General features: G+C 73.5%; 16 protein-coding genes. 10 read left to right on the top strand and 6 right to left on the bottom strand.

Going from position 1 to position 16,217, the window contains the following annotated elements; genetic code table 11:
* Window positions 1-26 precede the first annotated feature (26 nt).
* Window positions 27-1,592 (bottom strand): MFS transporter, encoded by a 1,566-nt coding sequence (locus AB0F82_RS05045; RefSeq protein ID WP_436842036.1) that lies wholly within the window; start codon window positions 1,590-1,592, stop codon window positions 27-29.
* 63 nt (window positions 1,593-1,655) lie between these two features.
* Here AB0F82_RS05045 and AB0F82_RS05040 point away from each other — a divergent pair, with 63 nt between their 5' ends.
* Entirely contained in the window at window positions 1,656-2,576 is a 921-nt protein-coding gene (locus AB0F82_RS05040) for a LysR family transcriptional regulator (protein ID WP_362624150.1), read from the top strand.
* Between the two features lie 248 nt (window positions 2,577-2,824).
* Window positions 2,825-3,562 carry a class I SAM-dependent methyltransferase gene (locus tag AB0F82_RS05035; protein ID WP_356813403.1) on the top strand — a complete coding sequence of 246 codons (738 nt, stop codon included), beginning with the start codon at window positions 2,825-2,827 and terminating at the stop codon, window positions 3,560-3,562.
* A 225-nt stretch (window positions 3,563-3,787) separates the two neighbouring features.
* On the opposite strand, the gene AB0F82_RS05030 is transcribed toward AB0F82_RS05035, so the two are convergent.
* Window positions 3,788-4,696, bottom strand: a complete 909-nt coding sequence (locus AB0F82_RS05030; protein ID WP_362624148.1) for an alpha/beta hydrolase — start codon at window positions 4,694-4,696, stop codon at window positions 3,788-3,790.
* Between the two features lie 201 nt (window positions 4,697-4,897).
* On the opposite strand from AB0F82_RS05030, the gene tdh reads away from it, so the two are divergent.
* From tdh to AB0F82_RS05015, 3 genes are all read left to right on the top strand, one after another.
* On the top strand, window positions 4,898-5,926 hold the full coding sequence (gene tdh / locus AB0F82_RS05025) for an L-threonine 3-dehydrogenase (RefSeq protein ID WP_356813401.1): 1,029 nt from the start codon (window positions 4,898-4,900) through the stop codon (window positions 5,924-5,926).
* 109 nt (window positions 5,927-6,035) lie between these two features.
* A complete protein-coding gene (locus tag AB0F82_RS05020) occupies window positions 6,036-7,253 on the top strand; it encodes a glycine C-acetyltransferase (RefSeq protein WP_356813400.1) in 1,218 nt (405 codons plus the stop codon).
* 12 nt (window positions 7,254-7,265) lie between these two features.
* Window positions 7,266-8,180 (top strand): LysR family transcriptional regulator, encoded by a 915-nt coding sequence (locus AB0F82_RS05015; RefSeq protein WP_356813399.1) that lies wholly within the window; start codon window positions 7,266-7,268, stop codon window positions 8,178-8,180.
* Between the two features lie 21 nt (window positions 8,181-8,201).
* On the opposite strand, the gene AB0F82_RS05010 is transcribed toward AB0F82_RS05015, so the two are convergent.
* Window positions 8,202-8,981, bottom strand: coding sequence for a DeoR/GlpR family DNA-binding transcription regulator (locus AB0F82_RS05010; protein ID WP_362624145.1), 780 nt, complete (start codon window positions 8,979-8,981; stop codon window positions 8,202-8,204).
* 178 nt (window positions 8,982-9,159) lie between these two features.
* On the opposite strand from AB0F82_RS05010, the gene AB0F82_RS05005 reads away from it, so the two are divergent.
* From AB0F82_RS05005 to AB0F82_RS04995, 3 genes are read left to right on the top strand one after another with little or no spacing between them, the layout of a single operon-like run.
* Window positions 9,160-10,062, top strand: coding sequence for an SIS domain-containing protein (locus tag AB0F82_RS05005; protein WP_362624144.1), 903 nt, complete (start codon window positions 9,160-9,162; stop codon window positions 10,060-10,062).
* A complete protein-coding gene (locus tag AB0F82_RS05000) occupies window positions 10,059-10,895 on the top strand; it encodes a class II fructose-bisphosphate aldolase (protein ID WP_356813395.1) in 837 nt (278 codons plus the stop codon). The genes AB0F82_RS05005 and AB0F82_RS05000 overlap by 4 nt, the downstream gene beginning before the upstream one ends.
* 19 nt (window positions 10,896-10,914) lie before the next feature.
* Window positions 10,915-11,448, top strand: a complete 534-nt coding sequence (locus tag AB0F82_RS04995) for a twin-arginine translocation signal domain-containing protein (protein WP_362624142.1) — start codon at window positions 10,915-10,917, stop codon at window positions 11,446-11,448.
* Between the two features lie 38 nt (window positions 11,449-11,486).
* On the opposite strand, the gene AB0F82_RS04990 is transcribed toward AB0F82_RS04995, so the two are convergent.
* Entirely contained in the window at window positions 11,487-12,041 is a 555-nt protein-coding gene (locus tag AB0F82_RS04990; protein WP_356813393.1) for a DinB family protein, read from the bottom strand.
* A gap of 127 nt (window positions 12,042-12,168) precedes the next feature.
* On the opposite strand from AB0F82_RS04990, the gene AB0F82_RS04985 reads away from it, so the two are divergent.
* Both AB0F82_RS04985 and AB0F82_RS04980 read left to right on the top strand, forming a co-directional pair.
* Window positions 12,169-13,359 (top strand): acyl-CoA dehydrogenase family protein, encoded by a 1,191-nt coding sequence (locus AB0F82_RS04985; protein ID WP_356813392.1) that lies wholly within the window; start codon window positions 12,169-12,171, stop codon window positions 13,357-13,359.
* A gap of 170 nt (window positions 13,360-13,529) precedes the next feature.
* A complete protein-coding gene (locus AB0F82_RS04980; protein ID WP_362624139.1) occupies window positions 13,530-14,267 on the top strand; it encodes a VOC family protein in 738 nt (245 codons plus the stop codon).
* 37 nt (window positions 14,268-14,304) lie between these two features.
* Here AB0F82_RS04980 and AB0F82_RS04975 read toward each other — a convergent pair whose 3' ends face one another.
* Entirely contained in the window at window positions 14,305-15,210 is a 906-nt protein-coding gene (locus tag AB0F82_RS04975) for an ADP-ribosylglycohydrolase family protein (protein WP_362624137.1), read from the bottom strand.
* Between the two features lie 76 nt (window positions 15,211-15,286).
* Window positions 15,287-15,991 carry a scabin-related ADP-ribosyltransferase gene (locus tag AB0F82_RS04970; protein WP_362624134.1) on the bottom strand — a complete coding sequence of 235 codons (705 nt, stop codon included), beginning with the start codon at window positions 15,989-15,991 and terminating at the stop codon, window positions 15,287-15,289.
* Window positions 15,992-16,217: the final 226 nt, after the last annotated feature.

Genomic DNA, 16,217 nt, shown 5'->3' with positions numbered 1-16,217 from the left:
CGCTGCCCGCTCTCGCCATCACACAGTCAGGATGCGCCTTCGGGGGCGGCATCGGCATCCCGGCGGCGAGGCGGTACGTCCTGCTCCCGCGGGCCTCGTCCGGAGCCGCGCCGGCCCGTTCCGCGGAGCCCCGCCACCACCGCGGCCGACGCGAGGAGCAGCACCACGGCCACCGTGCGCAGCGCCGTGCCCATCGCCTCGGTGAAGGCGGCGACTTCGGCCGGATCCTGCGGGTTCCCGTGGAACCGGGAGGCCAGCACCGTGCCCACCACGGCCACGCCGAGGGCGGCGCCGACCTCCCGGGCCGCCGTGTTCAGACCGGAGCCGAGCCCGGCCTGGTGAGCGGGCAGCGCACCGACCACCGTCAGGGTCAGCGAGGGCGCGGACAGGCCCGCGCCGGCCGACAGGACCAGCAGGTAGAGCGCGTACACGGGATACGGGGTGCCCGCGTCTGCCGTGGAGACCAGCAGCAGGCCCGCCCCGATCAGGCCGAGCCCGGTGCCCACCGGCAGGCTGGGCCCGGTGCGCTCCGCCAGTCGCGCGCCGAACCGGGGCAGCAGAGCCATCCCGACGGTCAGCGGGACGATCGCGAGACCGGCCTCGGCCGGGGAGAACCCCTTCGCGTACTGCAGGTACTGCGCGTTGACGAAGAAGAGCGCGAACATCCCGAAGAAGCCGGCCCCGATGCCCAGCGTCCCGGCGCGCAGCCGCCGTGAGGCGAAGATGCGCGGGTCCAGCAGCGGGCGGGCGGCGCGCAGCGCGTGTCCGGTGAAAGCGGCGAGGAGGCCCGCGCCCGCGGCGAAGGCGACCAGCACACGGGCCGAGGCCCAGCCGTGCCCGGGCCCCTCGATGATCCCGTAGACCACCGCTACCAGTGCCCCGGTGAGCAGCACCGTGCCCAGGGGGTCGACGGCGGCGTCGGGCCGCGAGGGAGTACGGGGGACCGTACGGGCGACGGCGAGGGCGAGCAGCGCGCCGAGCGGGACGACGGTCCAGAACAGGGCCCGCCAGGTCAGGTACGCGCCGGCCAGGCCGCCGCCGACGTTGCCCGTGAGCCCGCCGAGGCCCACGGCGAGCGTCCAGGTCGCCAGGGCCCGGCCGCGGGCCTCCGGCGGACTCAGGTGGATCAGGACCGACATCGTGGCGGGCATGATCAGGGCCGCGCCGGCGCCGCACAGGCCGCGCCCGGCGATCAGGACGGCCGGGACGGTGGCGAGCGCGCTGACGGCCGCGCCCGCGGCGAAGAGGCCGAGCCCGGCGAGCAGGGCGCCCTTGCGGCCGTGGCGGTCTCCGAGCGCTCCGGCGGGGATCAGCAGGGCGGCGAAGACGACGACGTAGGCGTCCACCGACCACAGCAGCTCGCCGGGGTCCGGGCGCAGCTCGGAGGCGGCGAGCTGCGGGATCAGCAGGTTGACGGCGGCGACCAGGGCCTGGGCGGTCAGCACGCAGGCGCACAGGACGAGCAGGGCGGGCCGGGAGAGGGACGCCGCGGGCGGGCCGGCGGTCGGGTCCCGCGGGACGGCATGGCGGAGCACGGCTCCTCCTGGGAGTCGGAATCGAGAGGGAGTCGGGACAGGACGGGCGGTGCCCATCCCCCTTGATTCACCGTAGAGTTGGCCTGATCTGCTTTCCAGTGCAAGTTCTGCAAGGGATCCATGCGTGTGACGCAATCCGGACTGGACCTGAATCTCCTCGTCGCCCTCGATGTGCTCCTGGAGGAGTCGAGCGTGAGCCGGGCGGCGGCGCGCCTGCACCTGTCCGAGCCCGCCATGAGCCGCACCCTCGGCCGGATCCGCAAGGCCCTCGGCGATCCGGTCCTGGTCCGGGCCGGGCGGGTCATGGTGCCCACCCCGCACGCACTCGCCGTGCGGGGCGAGGTCCACTCGGTCGTGGAACGGGCCCGGGCCCTCTTCCTGAGCGGCGGCCAGGTGGACCTGCCCACCCTCACCCGCACCTTCACCGTGCTGGCCAACGACGCCTTCACCGCCGTCACCGGCGCCGCGCTCTTCAGGCGCGTGACCAGCGAGGCGCCCGGCGTGCGGCTGCGGTTCCTCGCCGAGAGCCACGTGGAGGTGCCGGCGCTGCGCGAAGGCGTCGCCGACCTGGAACTCGGCGTCATCGACACCCGCTCGCCGGAGGTCCGCGTCGAGCACCTCTACGACGAGCGGATGGTGGCCGTCGTACGCCCGGGCCACCCGCTGCTGCGCGGCCGCCCCACGGCGCGCCGCTTCGCCGCGGCCGACCACCTCATCGCCTCCCGGCGCGGCCGCCTGGAAGGCCCGGTGGACGCCGCCCTCGGCGAACAGGGGCTGTCCCGGCGGGTGGTGGGCAGCGTGGGCAGCTTCCCCACCTCCCTGTTCGTCCTGCGCGAGAGCGACCTCGTGGGGCTGCTGACCGCCCGGGCCGTGCCGCTCGCCGCCGCGCTGGGTCTGGAGACCTTCGAGATCCCCCTCGACCTGCCCGCGCTGCCCTTCGGCATGGCCTGGCACCCGCGCCACGACGCCGACCCGGCCCACGCCTGGCTGCGCGGCCGCGCCCGTGAACTCATGACGACACGGTCGCAGCCGCACCCGTAAGGGCTGTCCCGCGCCGATCCACCGGGGATGACGGGACAGCCCTCAGGTCGTGTCGTCAAAGTCCCGCCTGGCCGGGCTTCGGGCGGCCGACGCCACTTTGACGACACTCCCCACCGGTCCGGGCCGCCGCGATAGGCCGACCGCTTCCCTCGTCCGGGGGACGTACGGGGTGCGGGCGGCCACCCGCCCCTGCCGCGGGGCACGATACGCACGCGTCCCACCCCCGGCAGGCCCCCGGAAGGCAGAGCATGCGGTTCCAGTACGACACCATCGGCGAGCGTTACGCGGAGTCCAAGAGCACGGCGGCCTTCTCCGCGGCCGACACCTACACCCTCCACGGGGCCCTCGACGCGCTCGGCGGACTGCGCGGCCTTGACGCCCTCGACCTGGCCTGCGGATACGGCTACAACACCCGGCTGCTGGCCCGCGGCGGGGCCCGGCGCACGGTCGGCGTGGACGTCTCGGAGGAGATGATCCGCCTGGCCCGCGAACACGAGGCGACGAAGGACCGCCCCGACGTCGAATACGTCGTCGCCGACGCGGCCGGCCTGCCCGACCTCGGCCCCTTCGACCTCGCCACCGCCGCGTACGTGTTCAGCTACGCGCCCGACCGCCGGACCCTGCACGCGATGTTCCGGTCCGTCCGCGCCAACCTGCGCGCCGGCGGCCGACTGCTCGCCATCGTGCCCAACGCCGGGGCGTTCCCGCGGGTGGACTGGTCGCCGTACGGGGTCCGCATCCTCGACCGGGTCCGCGACGGCGACGCGCCGCTGCTGAAGGCGCACTTCCTGACCGAGCCGCCCGTGCCGTTCGAGTTCCGCGAATGGGCCCACGCCGACCTCGCCGAGGCGGCCGTCGAGGCGGGCTTCGTCACCGTCGGCTGGCAGCCGAACCGGACGCCGCCCGCCGACCCCGTACGCGACGACGCCTACTGGACGGCCTACCGCGCCTGGCCGATCAGCTCGTTGATGACCTGTACGGCCTAAGGGCGGTCCCGTGATGCCCGGCGGGCGCACGACGACAGCCACGGCACCGCGCCGCGTTGGCGGAACGCCCGGATACGGCCCGGTATCAGGACGCTGCTCCGCCGTGCGGTGCACCGCATCCGACGCCGCGCGCCGATCCACCGGGGATGACGGGACAGCCCTCAGGGGGTGTCTGCCGATCATGCCGGGCTCGGCCCGATCGACAGGACACCCCCTGGCCCCGCATCACAGCTCCGCCGCGGACCTGACCAGCTCCACGATCCTGTCCCGCGCCGCCCGCCCCTCCGGCACCGGCAGCAGCGGGTACACGTGCGGAAGCCCCACCGCCTCGTGGAACTCCACCTCGGCCCCCTCCGCACGGGCCCGGCGCACCAGCTCCCGGCTGTCCGTCGTGAGCAGGTCCCGGGTCCCGCTGAAGACCGTCAGCGGCGCGAGCCCCCCGAACGTCCCGTGCAGCGGGCTCACCAGGGGGTCCTCGGGGGCGAGCGTCCCCGCGTACAGCCGCCCGGCCTCGACCAGCCCCGCACGGGCCAGCACAGGATCCGCCACCTCGATCGCCGCCTGGTCCGGATGGCTCATCGTCACGTCCAGCCACGGCGAGACCAGCACGATCCGTGAAGGCTGCTCGCCGTCCCGGTCGCGCAGGCGCTGCGCGGCCGCCAGCGCCAGCCCGGCCCCGGCCGAGTCGCCGATGAGCACCGTCCCGCCGTCACCGCCGCCCGCGATCAGCCCGCTCAGCAGGTCGGTGGCCACCGGGACGGTCCGATCCGCGGTTCCACGCGGAGCCAGGATGTACGCGGGTACGACGACACGCGCCCGGGCCCGCGTCACCAGGGTCCGCACCAGCTCCCAGTGCGGCCGCTCCAGCTCGCCCACGTAGCCGCCGCCGTGCACGTACAGCACCTGCACCGACGGCTCGGCCCCCAGCGGGGACACGTCGTACACCGGCCAGGCGCCGACGAAGGTCCGGGAGATGTCCGCGACCCGGCCCAGCCGGCGCGGCGGCAGATGCGACGCGGGCCGGCGGGCCGCCGACGCCACCCGGGCCCGTACCGCCTCGGCGCTCGCGAACCGTCTTCGCCGCCCCGCCGCGACCATGGCGACCGAAAGCGCCCTGCTGCGCAGACTCGGCACGCCCCTCACCTCCCCTTTTCCCTGCCCCGTCAAGGGAGGAGCATAGGCGTGGAGACACGCTCGTGAAGCTGCGCTGTCGGCCCGTTTAAGAAAGTCTAGATGGACTGATCACCACGGAGATCGGCAGATTGGTGCCGTTCACCGCCGCCGCCCGAGCCCCGCACGCTCACGGCGCCCCCTTCCGCATGCCTGGAGCCACCCATGAAGGCACTCGTCAAGCACAAAGCCGAGCCCGGCCTGTGGCTCATGGACGTCCCGGAGCCCGAGTACGGGCCCGGCGACGTGCTGATCAAGGTGCTGCGCACCGGCATCTGCGGAACCGACCTGCACATCCGCTCCTGGGACGGCTGGGCGCAGGGCGCGGTCAAGACCCCCCTCGTCCTCGGCCACGAGTTCGTCGGCGAGGTCGCGGCGGTCGGCTCGGACGTCGCGGACATCGAGCTCGGCGCGCTGGTCAGCGGCGAGGGCCACCTGGTGTGCGGCAAGTGCCGCAACTGCCTCGCCGGCCGCCGCCACCTGTGCCGCAGCACGATCGGCCTCGGTGTGGGACGGGACGGCGCCTTCGCCGAGTACGTGGTCCTGCCCGCGCAGAACGTGTGGGTGCACCGCACGGCCGTGGACCTGGACGTCGCCGCGATCTTCGACCCCTTCGGCAACGCCGTGCACACTGCGCTGTCCTTCCCGCTGGTCGGCGAGGACGTGCTGATCACCGGCGCCGGCCCGATCGGCATCATGGCGGCCGCCGTCGCCAAGCACGCCGGCGCGCGCAACGTCGTCATCACCGACGTGAGCCCCGAGCGGCTGGAGATCGCCCGCAAGGCGGGCGCCACGCTCGCCGTGAACGTCGCCGAGTCCTCGATCGCCGCGGCGCAGGCACAGCTCGGCCTGCGCGAGGGCTTCGACATCGGCCTGGAGATGTCCGGGCGCGGCGAGGCCATGCGCGACATGATCGACAACATGACGCACGGCGGCCGGATCGCCATGCTGGGCCTGCCCGCCACGGACTTCCCCGTCGACTGGGCGAAGGTCGTCACCTCGATGATCACGATCAAGGGCATCTACGGCCGTGAGATGTTCGAGACCTGGTACGCGATGACGGTGCTCCTGGAGGGCGGGCTCGACCTCAGCCCCGTCATCACCGGCCGCTACTCCCACCGCGACTTCGAGGCCGCCTTCGACGAGGCGTCGACCGCCCGCAGCGGCAAGATCATCCTGGACTGGACCGCGTAACCGCGTAACCGTCCCCTTCCCCCACGAACCATCTCCCTCCGGCCGGGCCCCGCAAACCCTCCCCCCTCCGCGGGGCCCGGCCCCCACCGCCGCACAAGGAGAACGCAGCATGTTCGAGACCGTCCGTGACGACCTCCGCACCACGCTCGACGAGATCCGCTCCGCCGGTCTGCACAAGCCCGAGCGCGTCATCGGCACCCCGCAGAGCGCGGCCGTGGCCGTGACCTCGGCAGGCGCCGGCAGTGCCGCCGGTGAGGTGCTCAACTTCTGCGCCAACAACTACCTGGGGCTGGCCGACCACCCCGAGGTCGTCGCCGCCGCGAAGGACGCACTGGACCGCTGGGGCTACGGCATGGCCTCCGTCCGTTTCATCTGCGGCACCCAGGAGGTGCACAAGGAGCTGGAGGCGCGGCTCTCGGCCTTCCTCGGCCAGGAGGACACCATCCTCTACTCCTCCTGCTTCGACGCCAACGGCGGCGTCTTCGAGACCCTCCTCGGCGCCGAGGACGCGGTCATCTCCGACGCCCTCAACCACGCCTCCATCATCGACGGCATCCGCCTCTCCAAGGCCCGCCGCTTCCGCTACGCCAACCGCGACATGGCCGAGCTGGAGACGCGCCTGAAGGAGGCCACCGAAGGCGGCGCCCGCCGCAAGCTGATCGTCACCGACGGCGTCTTCTCCATGGACGGCTACGTCGCCCCCCTGCAGGAGATCTGCGACCTGGCCGAGCGCTACGACGCCATGGTCATGGTCGACGACTCCCACGCGGTCGGCTTCGTCGGCCCCGGTGGCCGCGGTACCCCCGAGCTGCACGGCGTCATGGACCGCGTCGACATCATCACCGGCACCCTGGGCAAGGCCCTCGGCGGCGCCTCCGGCGGCTACGTCGCCGCGCGCGCCGAGATCGTCGAGCTGCTGCGCCAGCGCTCGCGCCCGTACCTCTTCTCCAACTCCCTCGCCCCGGTCATCGCGGCAGCCTCCCTCAAGGTCCTCGACCTGCTGGAATCGGCCGGTGACCTGCGCGAACGCCTCGCCGCCAACACCGCGCTCTTCCGCACCGAGATGACCGAGGCCGGCTTCGAGATCCTGCCCGGCGACCACGCCATCGCCCCCGTGATGATCGGCGACGCGGCGGAGGCCGGCCGGATGGCCGAGCTGCTCCTGGAGCGCGGCGTCTACGTGATCGGCTTCTCCTACCCGGTGGTGCCGATGGGTGCGGCGCGCATCCGCGTCCAGCTCTCCGCGGCCCACTCCACGGCCGACGTGGAGCGCGCGGTGGCCGCCTTCGTCGACGCCCGTGCGGCGCTTTCCGCTGCTCAGGGCTGACATCATGGAGGGGTGATCGACCCCCGCCGGCTGCGCATCCTGCGGGCCGTGGCGGACCACCGTACGGTGACCGCCGCGGCCGCAGCCCTCTACCTCACCCCCTCCGCCGTCTCCCAGCAGCTCGCTGCGCTGGAACAGGAGACGGGCCACGTGCTGCTCACCCGCAGCGGCCGCGGTGTACGGCTGACCGCGGCCGGCGAGATCCTGCTCGGCCACGCGCACGAGGTGTTCGCGCAGCTGGAGCGGGCGGAGGCCGAACTCGCGGCGTACGCGGAGGGGGCCGGCGGCGAGGTCACCGTCGCCGCCTTCGCGACGGGCATCGCCGAGGTCCTCGCACCGGCGATCGCCCGGCTCGCGCTCGACCACCCGGGGATCCGGCTGCGGGTGCGTGACGCGGAGGGCGACCAGAGCCTGCCGCTGCTCCTGGACGGCGAGGCGGACCTCGCGCTCGCGGTCGAGTACCGGGGCGCGCCGGGCGCCGACGACGGCCGACTCTCCGTCGTCCCGCTCTACGCGGAACCCTTCGACGCGGTACTGCCCGCGGGGCACCCGCTGGCCGACCTGCCCGCGGTGTCGCTGGCGGACCTGTCCGACTCGGACTGGGTGGGCCAGTACCCCGGCAACCCGTGCCACGACGTGACCCTGCTCGCGTGCGAACTGGCCGGGTTCCAGCCGCGGTTCGCGCACTCCTCCGACGACTTCCGCGCCGTGACGGCGCTCGTGGGAGCCGGAGCCGGGGTGGCCCTCGTACCGCGCTCCGCGCTGCGCGGCATGGACCTCAAGGAAGTGCAGGTCCGCCCGGTCACCGGGCCGGCCGCCACCCGCCGGGTCTTCGCGGCGACCCGCCGCGGCGCCGAGACCCACCCGCTGATCGCCCCCGTACTGGCGGCGCTGGTCCGGGAGTCGGAGCGCCTGCCGGCCCACTGAGGTGGCGGTCCTGCCGCCCGCTCAGACCGTGACCACGTCGACCCCCGCCGCGGTGAAGGCGCGGCCCACCGCCGGGGCGAGGCCGGTGTCCGTCACCAGGACGTGCACGGACGACGTCGCGCAGATACGGGCGAAGGCGCGGACGCCCAGCTTGCTGGAGTCCGCCGCCACGACCACCCGGCGCGCGCGTTCGCACAGGAGGCGGTTGACCGAGGCCTCGTCCTCGTGCCGGGTCGCCGCACCGTCCTGCGGGTCGAAGCCGTCCACGCCGAGCACCGCCGTGTCCACCGCGAGCTGCCCGAGGACCTGTTCGGCGAGCGGCCCCGTCAGCTCGTACGACTGCGGCCGTGCGACACCGCCCGTCAGCACGATCTTGAACTGCGGCCGGATCACCAGTTCGCCCGCGATGTTGAGGGCGTTGGTGACCACGGTGAGCGCCGGCGAGCCCTGGGCCAGGTCCGGACGCCCGGCCAGGGCCCGCGCCACCTCCGTGGTCGTGGTGCCGCCCGTCAGGCCGATCACCTCGCCCGGGGTGATCAGCGCCGCGACGGCCCCGCTGATCCGGCTCTTCTCGGCCGCGCGCCGTGACGTCCGGTAGCGCAGGGGCAGTTCGTAACTGACGCCGTGCACCACCGCCCCGCCGCGCGTGCGGACCAGCAGCTGCTGCTCGGCGAGCTGGTCGAGGTCGCGGCGGATGGTCGCGGCGGACACCCCGAGGGCCTCGGCCGCCGGCTCCACCTCCAGCTCGCCCCGCTCCACCAGCAGGTCCAGCAGTGTCTGCCAGCGCTCCTTGCGCGTCATCGGCCGCCCCCTCCCGTACTCGTCCCGTGGCCTCCGTCGGGCTACCCGGCGACACTAACTCAGCAGATCACCCCGTGGTTGCTTGAAGTTGCGCGAAAGTGCCCGCTACCTTGCAGGAAAACGCACGATGCACCCCGCACAACGCATTCAGATCCGTCTGCCGCACGAGGGAGCCCGTATGAGTCACGTCGCGTACGAGTTGGGCACGCAGCCCGCATGCTGGGAGCGGGCCGCCGAACTGGCCCCCGCCCGCCGGGCGGTGCTGCCGCAGCCGGGGGAGCGTACCGCGATCGTCGGGTGCGGAACCTCGTACCACATGGCCCAGGCGGCCGCCGTGTTGCGGGAGGGGGCAGGGCAGGGGGAGACCGACGCCTTCCCCGCGTCCGAGTTCCCGCGCCACCGCCGCTACGACCGTGTCGTCGCCCTCACCCGCTCCGGCACCACCACCGAGGTCCTGGACCTGCTGGCCGCACTGCGCGACGCGGGCGTGCCCACCACCGCCGTCATCGGCGATCCGGCGACCCCGGTGATGTCACTGGCTGACGAACTCGTCGTCCTCGACTTCGCGGACGAACGGTCCGTCGTGCAGACCCGCTTCGCGACCACCGCCCTGACCCTGCTGCGCGCGCACGTCGGGCTGCACAGCGCCGCGGCCGTCGCCGACGCCCGTACGGCCCTCGACGAACCGCTCCCGGAGGAGCTGGCCGGCCGGGGCCAGTTCACCTTCCTCGGCCGCGGCTGGAGCGTCGGGCTCGCCCACGAGGCGGCCCTGAAGATGCGGGAGGCCTCGCTGTCCTGGGCCGAGTCCTATCCGGCGATGGAGTACCGGCACGGGCCGGTCAGTGTCTCCGGGCCGGGCACCGTCACCTGGTCGCTCGATACGGCCCCCGACGGGCTCGCCGAACAGGTCCGCCGCACGGGCGGCCAATGGGTGGCCGGGCGGCTCGACCCGCTCGCCGAACTGGTCCGAGTGCACCGCCTCGCCCTCGCCGTCGCGGCCCGGCGCGGACTGGACCCGGACGCCCCCCGCAACCTGACCCGCTCGGTGATCCTCTCCACCGGCGAGGAGGCGGTCCGATGACCCTCGTCTGCGCGGGCGCGCTCGTCCGGGAGGCCTCCGGGGCCGGCCGCGCCGTCGCCGCCTTCAACATCATCACGCTGGAGCACGCCGAAGCCGTCGTCGCCGGCGCCGAGGCGGCCGGGCTGCCGGTCATCCTCCAACTGAGCGAGAACGCCGTGAAGTTCCGTGAGGGTCGCCTGCTGCCGATCTCCCGGGCCGCCGCCGCCTGTGCGGAGGCGGCGGCGGTCCCGGTCGGCCTGCACCTCGACCACGTAAAGAGCCCCGAGCTGCTGCGGCAGGCGTGCGACGCGGGATACAGCTCGGTGATGTACGACGCGGCGCAGCTGCCGTACGCCGAGAACCTGGAGGCCACCCGCTCGGCCGCCGACTGGGCGCACGCCAACGGGCTGTGGATCGAGGCCGAACTGGGCGAGGTCGGCGGCAAGAACGGCGCCGCCCCGCCGGACCCGCACGCGCCCGGCGCCCGTACGGACCCCGACGAGGCGCGGCGGTTCGTCGCCGACTCCGGAGTCGACGCACTGGCCGTCGCCATCGGCAGCAGCCACGCCATGACCAGCCGGACCGCCGCCCTCGACCACGCACTGCTGGCACGGCTCGCCAAGGCGGTGGACGTACCGCTCGTCCTGCACGGCTCGTCCGGACTGCCGGACTCCGAGCTCGCGGCGGCCGTCGCGGGAGGCATCCGCAAGGTCAACATCGGTACCGCGCTGAACCTGGCCATGACGGAGGCCATCCGTGCACACCTCACCCCGGCGGACCCCCGGCCGTACCTGACGGCGGCCCGCACGGCGATGACGGCGACGGCCACGGCTATGATCGGCGCCCTGAACTGAAGGGAACCGGGGGGCGGACGTGGAAGCACGGCGGGGACGCACCGACCGCAGGCGCTTCCTGCTGCTCGCCGGGATCACGCTGCTGACCGCCGGCGCGGGTACGGCGTACGCCGTGTGGCCGGGGCCGGCCGAGCCCGGGCCGCAGGTGCGGACCGACCTGGAACCGCTGAACGCGCGCTTCGGGCCGTACGTGGGGACCCTGGCCGAGGCGCACTGGCTCGGCTACGACATCGACGAGCCCCCCGGCGGCAGCCGCACCGTCCCCGGCCCCGACTCCAGGATCCGCCTGGTCGGCATCGCACGCCTGACGGCCGGCGGGGCGGCGGCGGTCACGGGGAAGGCGGAGTACGCCTTCACGCCGGGGGGCGCCACGCCGTCCGCCCTGCCCGCCGAGCTGGAGCCGTACGCGCCGGGCGGCGCGACCTGGCAGCACAGCCCGCGGTTCGACGCGTACGCGAACCACGAGGGGGCCGAGGGGCACCCGTCGGGGGAGTACCTCTTCGACGCGGCCAGGGACCTCGTCCGCTTCGACCTCCTGTACCTCTACACCTGACGGGCCGTGGCTGCGGCGCCGACCGGCGGTGTCGGACGTCAGATGCCCACGGCCCCGTCTATCCGCTCGCGGAGCAGGTCGGCGTGCCCGTTGTGGCGGGCGTACTCCTCGACCATGTGGATCAGCACCCAGCGCAGGGACACCCTGCCGCGCCACGCGTCGTCGGCCTCGACGTCCAGGTCCGGCGCTTCGGCGACGAACCGTTCGGCGAAGGCCACTTCGTCGCGCCAGGCCTCCCACGCCGCCTCGACGGCGGCGGGGTCATCGGGCAGGGCGCCGTCGAAGTCACCGTCGGGATCGTCCTCGGAGGAGAAGCGGGGCGGGGCGTCCTGACCCGCCAGGACCTTCCGGAACCAGCGGCGCTCCACGTCCGCCATGTGCCGCACCAGCCCGAGCAGCGAGAGCGTCGACGGTTCCACCGACCGCCGCGCCAACTCGGAGCCCAGGCCCGCACACTTCAGCTCCAGCGTCGCCCGGTGGTCGGCCAGGAAGGCGGTCAACATGGGCCGTTCGCCGCCGGTCGCGGGGCCGCCGAAGCGGGCCTCGCGTTCGGGGTCGACGAAGAACTCCGCTCTGCTCCTTGGGCTCGTCATGGCCGAAGTATCGCCGCCGGAGCCGAACGGCTGACGCCCGGGTCCTTCCGAATTCTTGCAACAGGTTCTAGTCTGACCGCCGCCATCCCAGCGAACCGGCTGTGACCGCGAGATTCCCGGAGGGGCCGTGCACCTCGAATACACGCCTGAGCAGCAGCAGTTGCGCACCGAGCTGCGCGCCTACTTCGCCGAGCTGGTCCCCGAGGACGTCTACGCCCGCTACGAGGACCCGGCCGCCCAGAAGCGGTTCTACCGCGAGACCATCCGCAGGCTCGGCGCCGACGGCTGGCTCGGCGTCGGCTGGCCGAAGGAGTACGGCGGCCGCGGGATGACCCCGATGGACCAGTTCATCTTCTTCGACGAGGCGGCGCAGGCGGTCGTACCGCTTCCCCTGATGGCGCTCAACACCGTCGGGCCGACCATCATGCAGTTCGGCACCGACGAGCAGAAGGCCTACTTCCTGCCCGGGATCCTCTCCGGGGAGATCGACTTCGCCATCGGCTACAGCGAGCCCGACGCCGGCACCGACCTCGCCGCACTCAAGTGCAAGGCGGTCCGCGAGGGCGACGAGGAGACCGGCACCTACGTCGTCAACGGGCAGAAGATCTGGACCACCAACGGCGACACCGCCGACTGGGTCTGGCTCGCCGTGCGCACCGACCCGGACGCCCCCGCGCACAAGGGCATCACCATGCTCCTCGTCCCGACCTCGGACCCCGGCTACTCCTGCACCCTCATCAACACCCTGGCCTCCCACGACACAACGGCCAGCTACTACGAGGACATCCGCGTCCCCGCCGCGCGCCGCGTCGGCCAGGAGAACAAGGGCTGGCGCCTGATCACCAACCAGCTCAACCACGAGCGGGTCACCCTGGCCGCGCACGGCACGATGGCCATCCGCGCCCTCCACGACGTCCAGCGCTGGGCCGCGTCGACGAAACTCGCCGACGGCCGCCGGGTCGTCGACCTGTCCTGGGTCCGGGGCAGGCTCGCCCGCACCCACGTCCGCCTCGACGCGATGAAGCTGCTCAACTGGCAGATGGTCAACGCGGTCGAGGCCGGCACCCTCACCCCGCAGGACGCCTCCGCGGTCAAGGTGTACGGCTCCGAGGCGCGCCGCGACGCGTACGCCTGGCTGATGGAGATCGTCGGCGCGGCCGGCCCCCTCAAGGACGGCTCCGCCGGCGCCGTCCTGCACGGTGAACTCGAACGCGGCTACCGCAGCGCGGTCATCTTCACCTTCGGCGGCGGCAACAACGAGATCCAGCGCGAGATCATCTCCTGGACAGGCCTGGGCATGCCCCGCGTCCGCCGCTGATCCTTGCGGGCGGGCGCGGACGCGACGGCGCCGCAAGTTGCCCAGCTGTGCGGCCCGTTGGGGCTCGACCACGCGGGAGACGGCCGGTGTGGAGCGGTAGAGACCATGGCCGCGTCGATGAGCGGCCTCGGCCAGGCGGGACTTTGACGACACGACCTAGGATCTGCGGCATGGCTACGAGACTCGTGCAGATCAACATGAAGGCCCAGGACGACTCCGCGCTCGGACGGTTCTGGGCGGAGGCGCTCGGCTGGGGTGTCGACAGCGAGGGACCCGGCGTGACCAACCTCGAACCCGTGGGCTTCTCCTACCCCGACCCCGTGGCCGTCTGCATCGACATCATCGCCCGCCCGGAACCCAAGACGGTGAAGAACCGGGTGCACCTCGATCTGGCCACCACCTCGACCGCCCACCAGGCGGAGTTGGTGGCGCGCCTGAAGGACCTCGGCGCCGGCCTCGCCGACGTGGGCCAGGGCGACGTCCCCTGGACAGTCATGGCCGACCCGGAGGGCAACGAGTTCTGCGTCCTGGAACCCCGTCCGATCTACCGGGACACCGGGCCGATCGCCGCGGTGGTGGTCGACTGCGCCGACCCGCGGGGGATGGCCCGGTTCTGGGGCCGGGCGATGGACTGGACGGTGCACGCGGCCACCGACGACCAGGCGTCCATGCGGTCCGCCCAGGGCGTCGGCCCCTACCTGGAGTTCATCCGCACCCCCGACACCAAGAGCGTGTGGAACCGCGTCCACCTCGACGTCCGCCCCTACCCCGGGGACGACCTCGCAGCGGAAGAGGCCCGACTGCGCGCCCTGGGTGCCACCGACCCCGGTATCGACCAGTCGGAAATCTCCTGGACGATTCTGGCCGATCCGGAAGGCAACGAGTTCTGCCTCCTCACCCCGGCCTGATCCCCGGGGACGGCGGCCCGTGAGCCGCTGCCCCGGCTCAGCCGAGCGGGGGCAGCGGCTCACGGGCCGCGTGCCAGGCGGGCGGGAGGGCCGTGACGCCCGTGCGGGCGGCGATCACGCCGCCCGCGATGGCGCAGGTGGTGTCGATGTCGCCGCGTCCGTCGACGGTGGACCACAGGCCCTCGTGCAGGTCGTCGAGGTGTCCCGCCGCGCACCAGAGGGCGTAGGGGACGGTGTCGGGCCCGGACATCCGGTAGCCGGAGCCCAGGACCTCCGCGGCGTGCCGGACCGAGGCGCGGGCCGGCATCCGGGCCGCGACCCGCACCCCCGACCGCACGTCGCTGTCGGGAAGGCGTGCGGCGATCGCCCGGAGGAAGTCCGGGCGGTCGGGCGCGGGCCCGCCGCGGCTGCGGGTGGCCAGGGCGGCGGCGACGGCGACCGCCACCGCACCGGCCACCGCCTCCGCGTGGTGGTGCGAGACCGCGCTCTGCGCGGCTGCCTGCTCGGCGACGGCGTCGAGGTCGGCGGCGTGCCAGGCGCCGAGCGGGGCGACCCGCATGGCCGCGCCGTTGCCCCAGGAGCCCTGGCCGCCGAACTGCCCGGCCACCACCTCCCGCCAGGGCTCTCCCGTGCCGATCCGGCGGAGGACGTCGTGCATCGAGGCTCCGTAGCCGCGGTGTGTGTCGTCGGCGTAGGCCTCGGCGAGGCGCAGGGCCAGGCGGTCCTGGTCGACCGTGCCGCCGCCCTCGGCGAGTTCCCGTACGAGGACGAGGGCCTGGGCGGTGTCGTCGCTCCACTGCCACAGCGGCTCCGGGGGCACGGTCCGCGCCTCCAGGGCCGCCGGGCCTTCACGGCGCAGGATCCCGAACCAGCGGTCCCCGAAGGCATCACCGAAGGCGAGCCCGGACAGCGAATCCATGGCGGCGGCAGGCATGTTGATCATCGGAGCAGTATCGCAAGGCGGCCGCGCCCCCGGCACTGCGATTCCGGCGGGGCCGTGATCCCGCCGTCGGTTTCGTTCAGTGTGCGAGAGCGGCGGCCGGGACGGTCCGGTAGGGGGCGAAGTCGGCGTTGTCCTTGCAGCCGAGCTGCTCCCAGGTCTTGTCGTTGGTGACCGGGTCGCTGCCCGTCAGCCGGTACTTGCACGCGCCCTTGATGAAGTTGCCCTGCACGCCGCCGGGGAAGTCGATCTCCTTGTTCCACAGGTACGGCGACTGGTAGTTGTTCACGCGGGCCGTCGCGTTGACGTCGATGCCGCCGGGCGCGTAGATCTCGTACACCCAGCCGGTCTTCTCCGCGCCGTAGGTCGCGAACCGCTTGGCCACCGACTGGTCGCAGCTGGTGCTGAGGTGGGCGCTGAGCTGCCCGCCTCCCTTGACGATGTACTCGGCGAGGGGGATGAGCTGGTCGCCGCGAGGGGTGAAGCCGCTCCGGAAGATCTCCTCGACGTTCTCCCTCGTGTCGCCGCGCCACAGCGTGTTGACGTCCTCGCGCCACTGCCAGCGCTCGCTGGAGGCGGTGGCGGCGACCGTGGGGGCGATGTGCGGGGCGGTCGTGGTGCGCCACCAGTCGGCGGCCCGGTACTCGACGACCGGCCCACAGGGGGCGGTCGTGTCGTCCGCCGCCGCCGGCGCCGCAGTGGCGGTCGGGGTGACGACGACGGAGAGGAGGAAGGTGGCGGCAAGGACCCGCAGAGCGGCCTTCAGCATGATATGGCGACCCATCAGTCGAGGCGTGGGGGAGAAGAGAGCACCCCGTTTATAGGGGTGCCGCCCGACTGCCGGGCCGCGAGCCGCAGGACGGGCCACCCGTGCGGAGGGATCAGTCGTACTGGGAAAAGGATTCACCGGACGGGGGCCGGAGGCCGGGGCGGGGTGCCCCTCGGGGCCGCCGGTTCGGGTCCCTGACCTCCGGCAGCGGCTGCCCGGGCCGGCCGGCTGGCCGGCCGCG

It is taken from the genome of Streptomyces virginiae (assembly GCF_040638905.1).
Classification (GTDB): Bacteria; Actinomycetota; Actinomycetes; order Streptomycetales; family Streptomycetaceae; genus Streptomyces; species Streptomyces virginiae_B.
The sequence above is the reverse complement of the archived record's forward strand: the minus strand, read 5'-3'. Positions and strand labels throughout refer to the sequence as shown.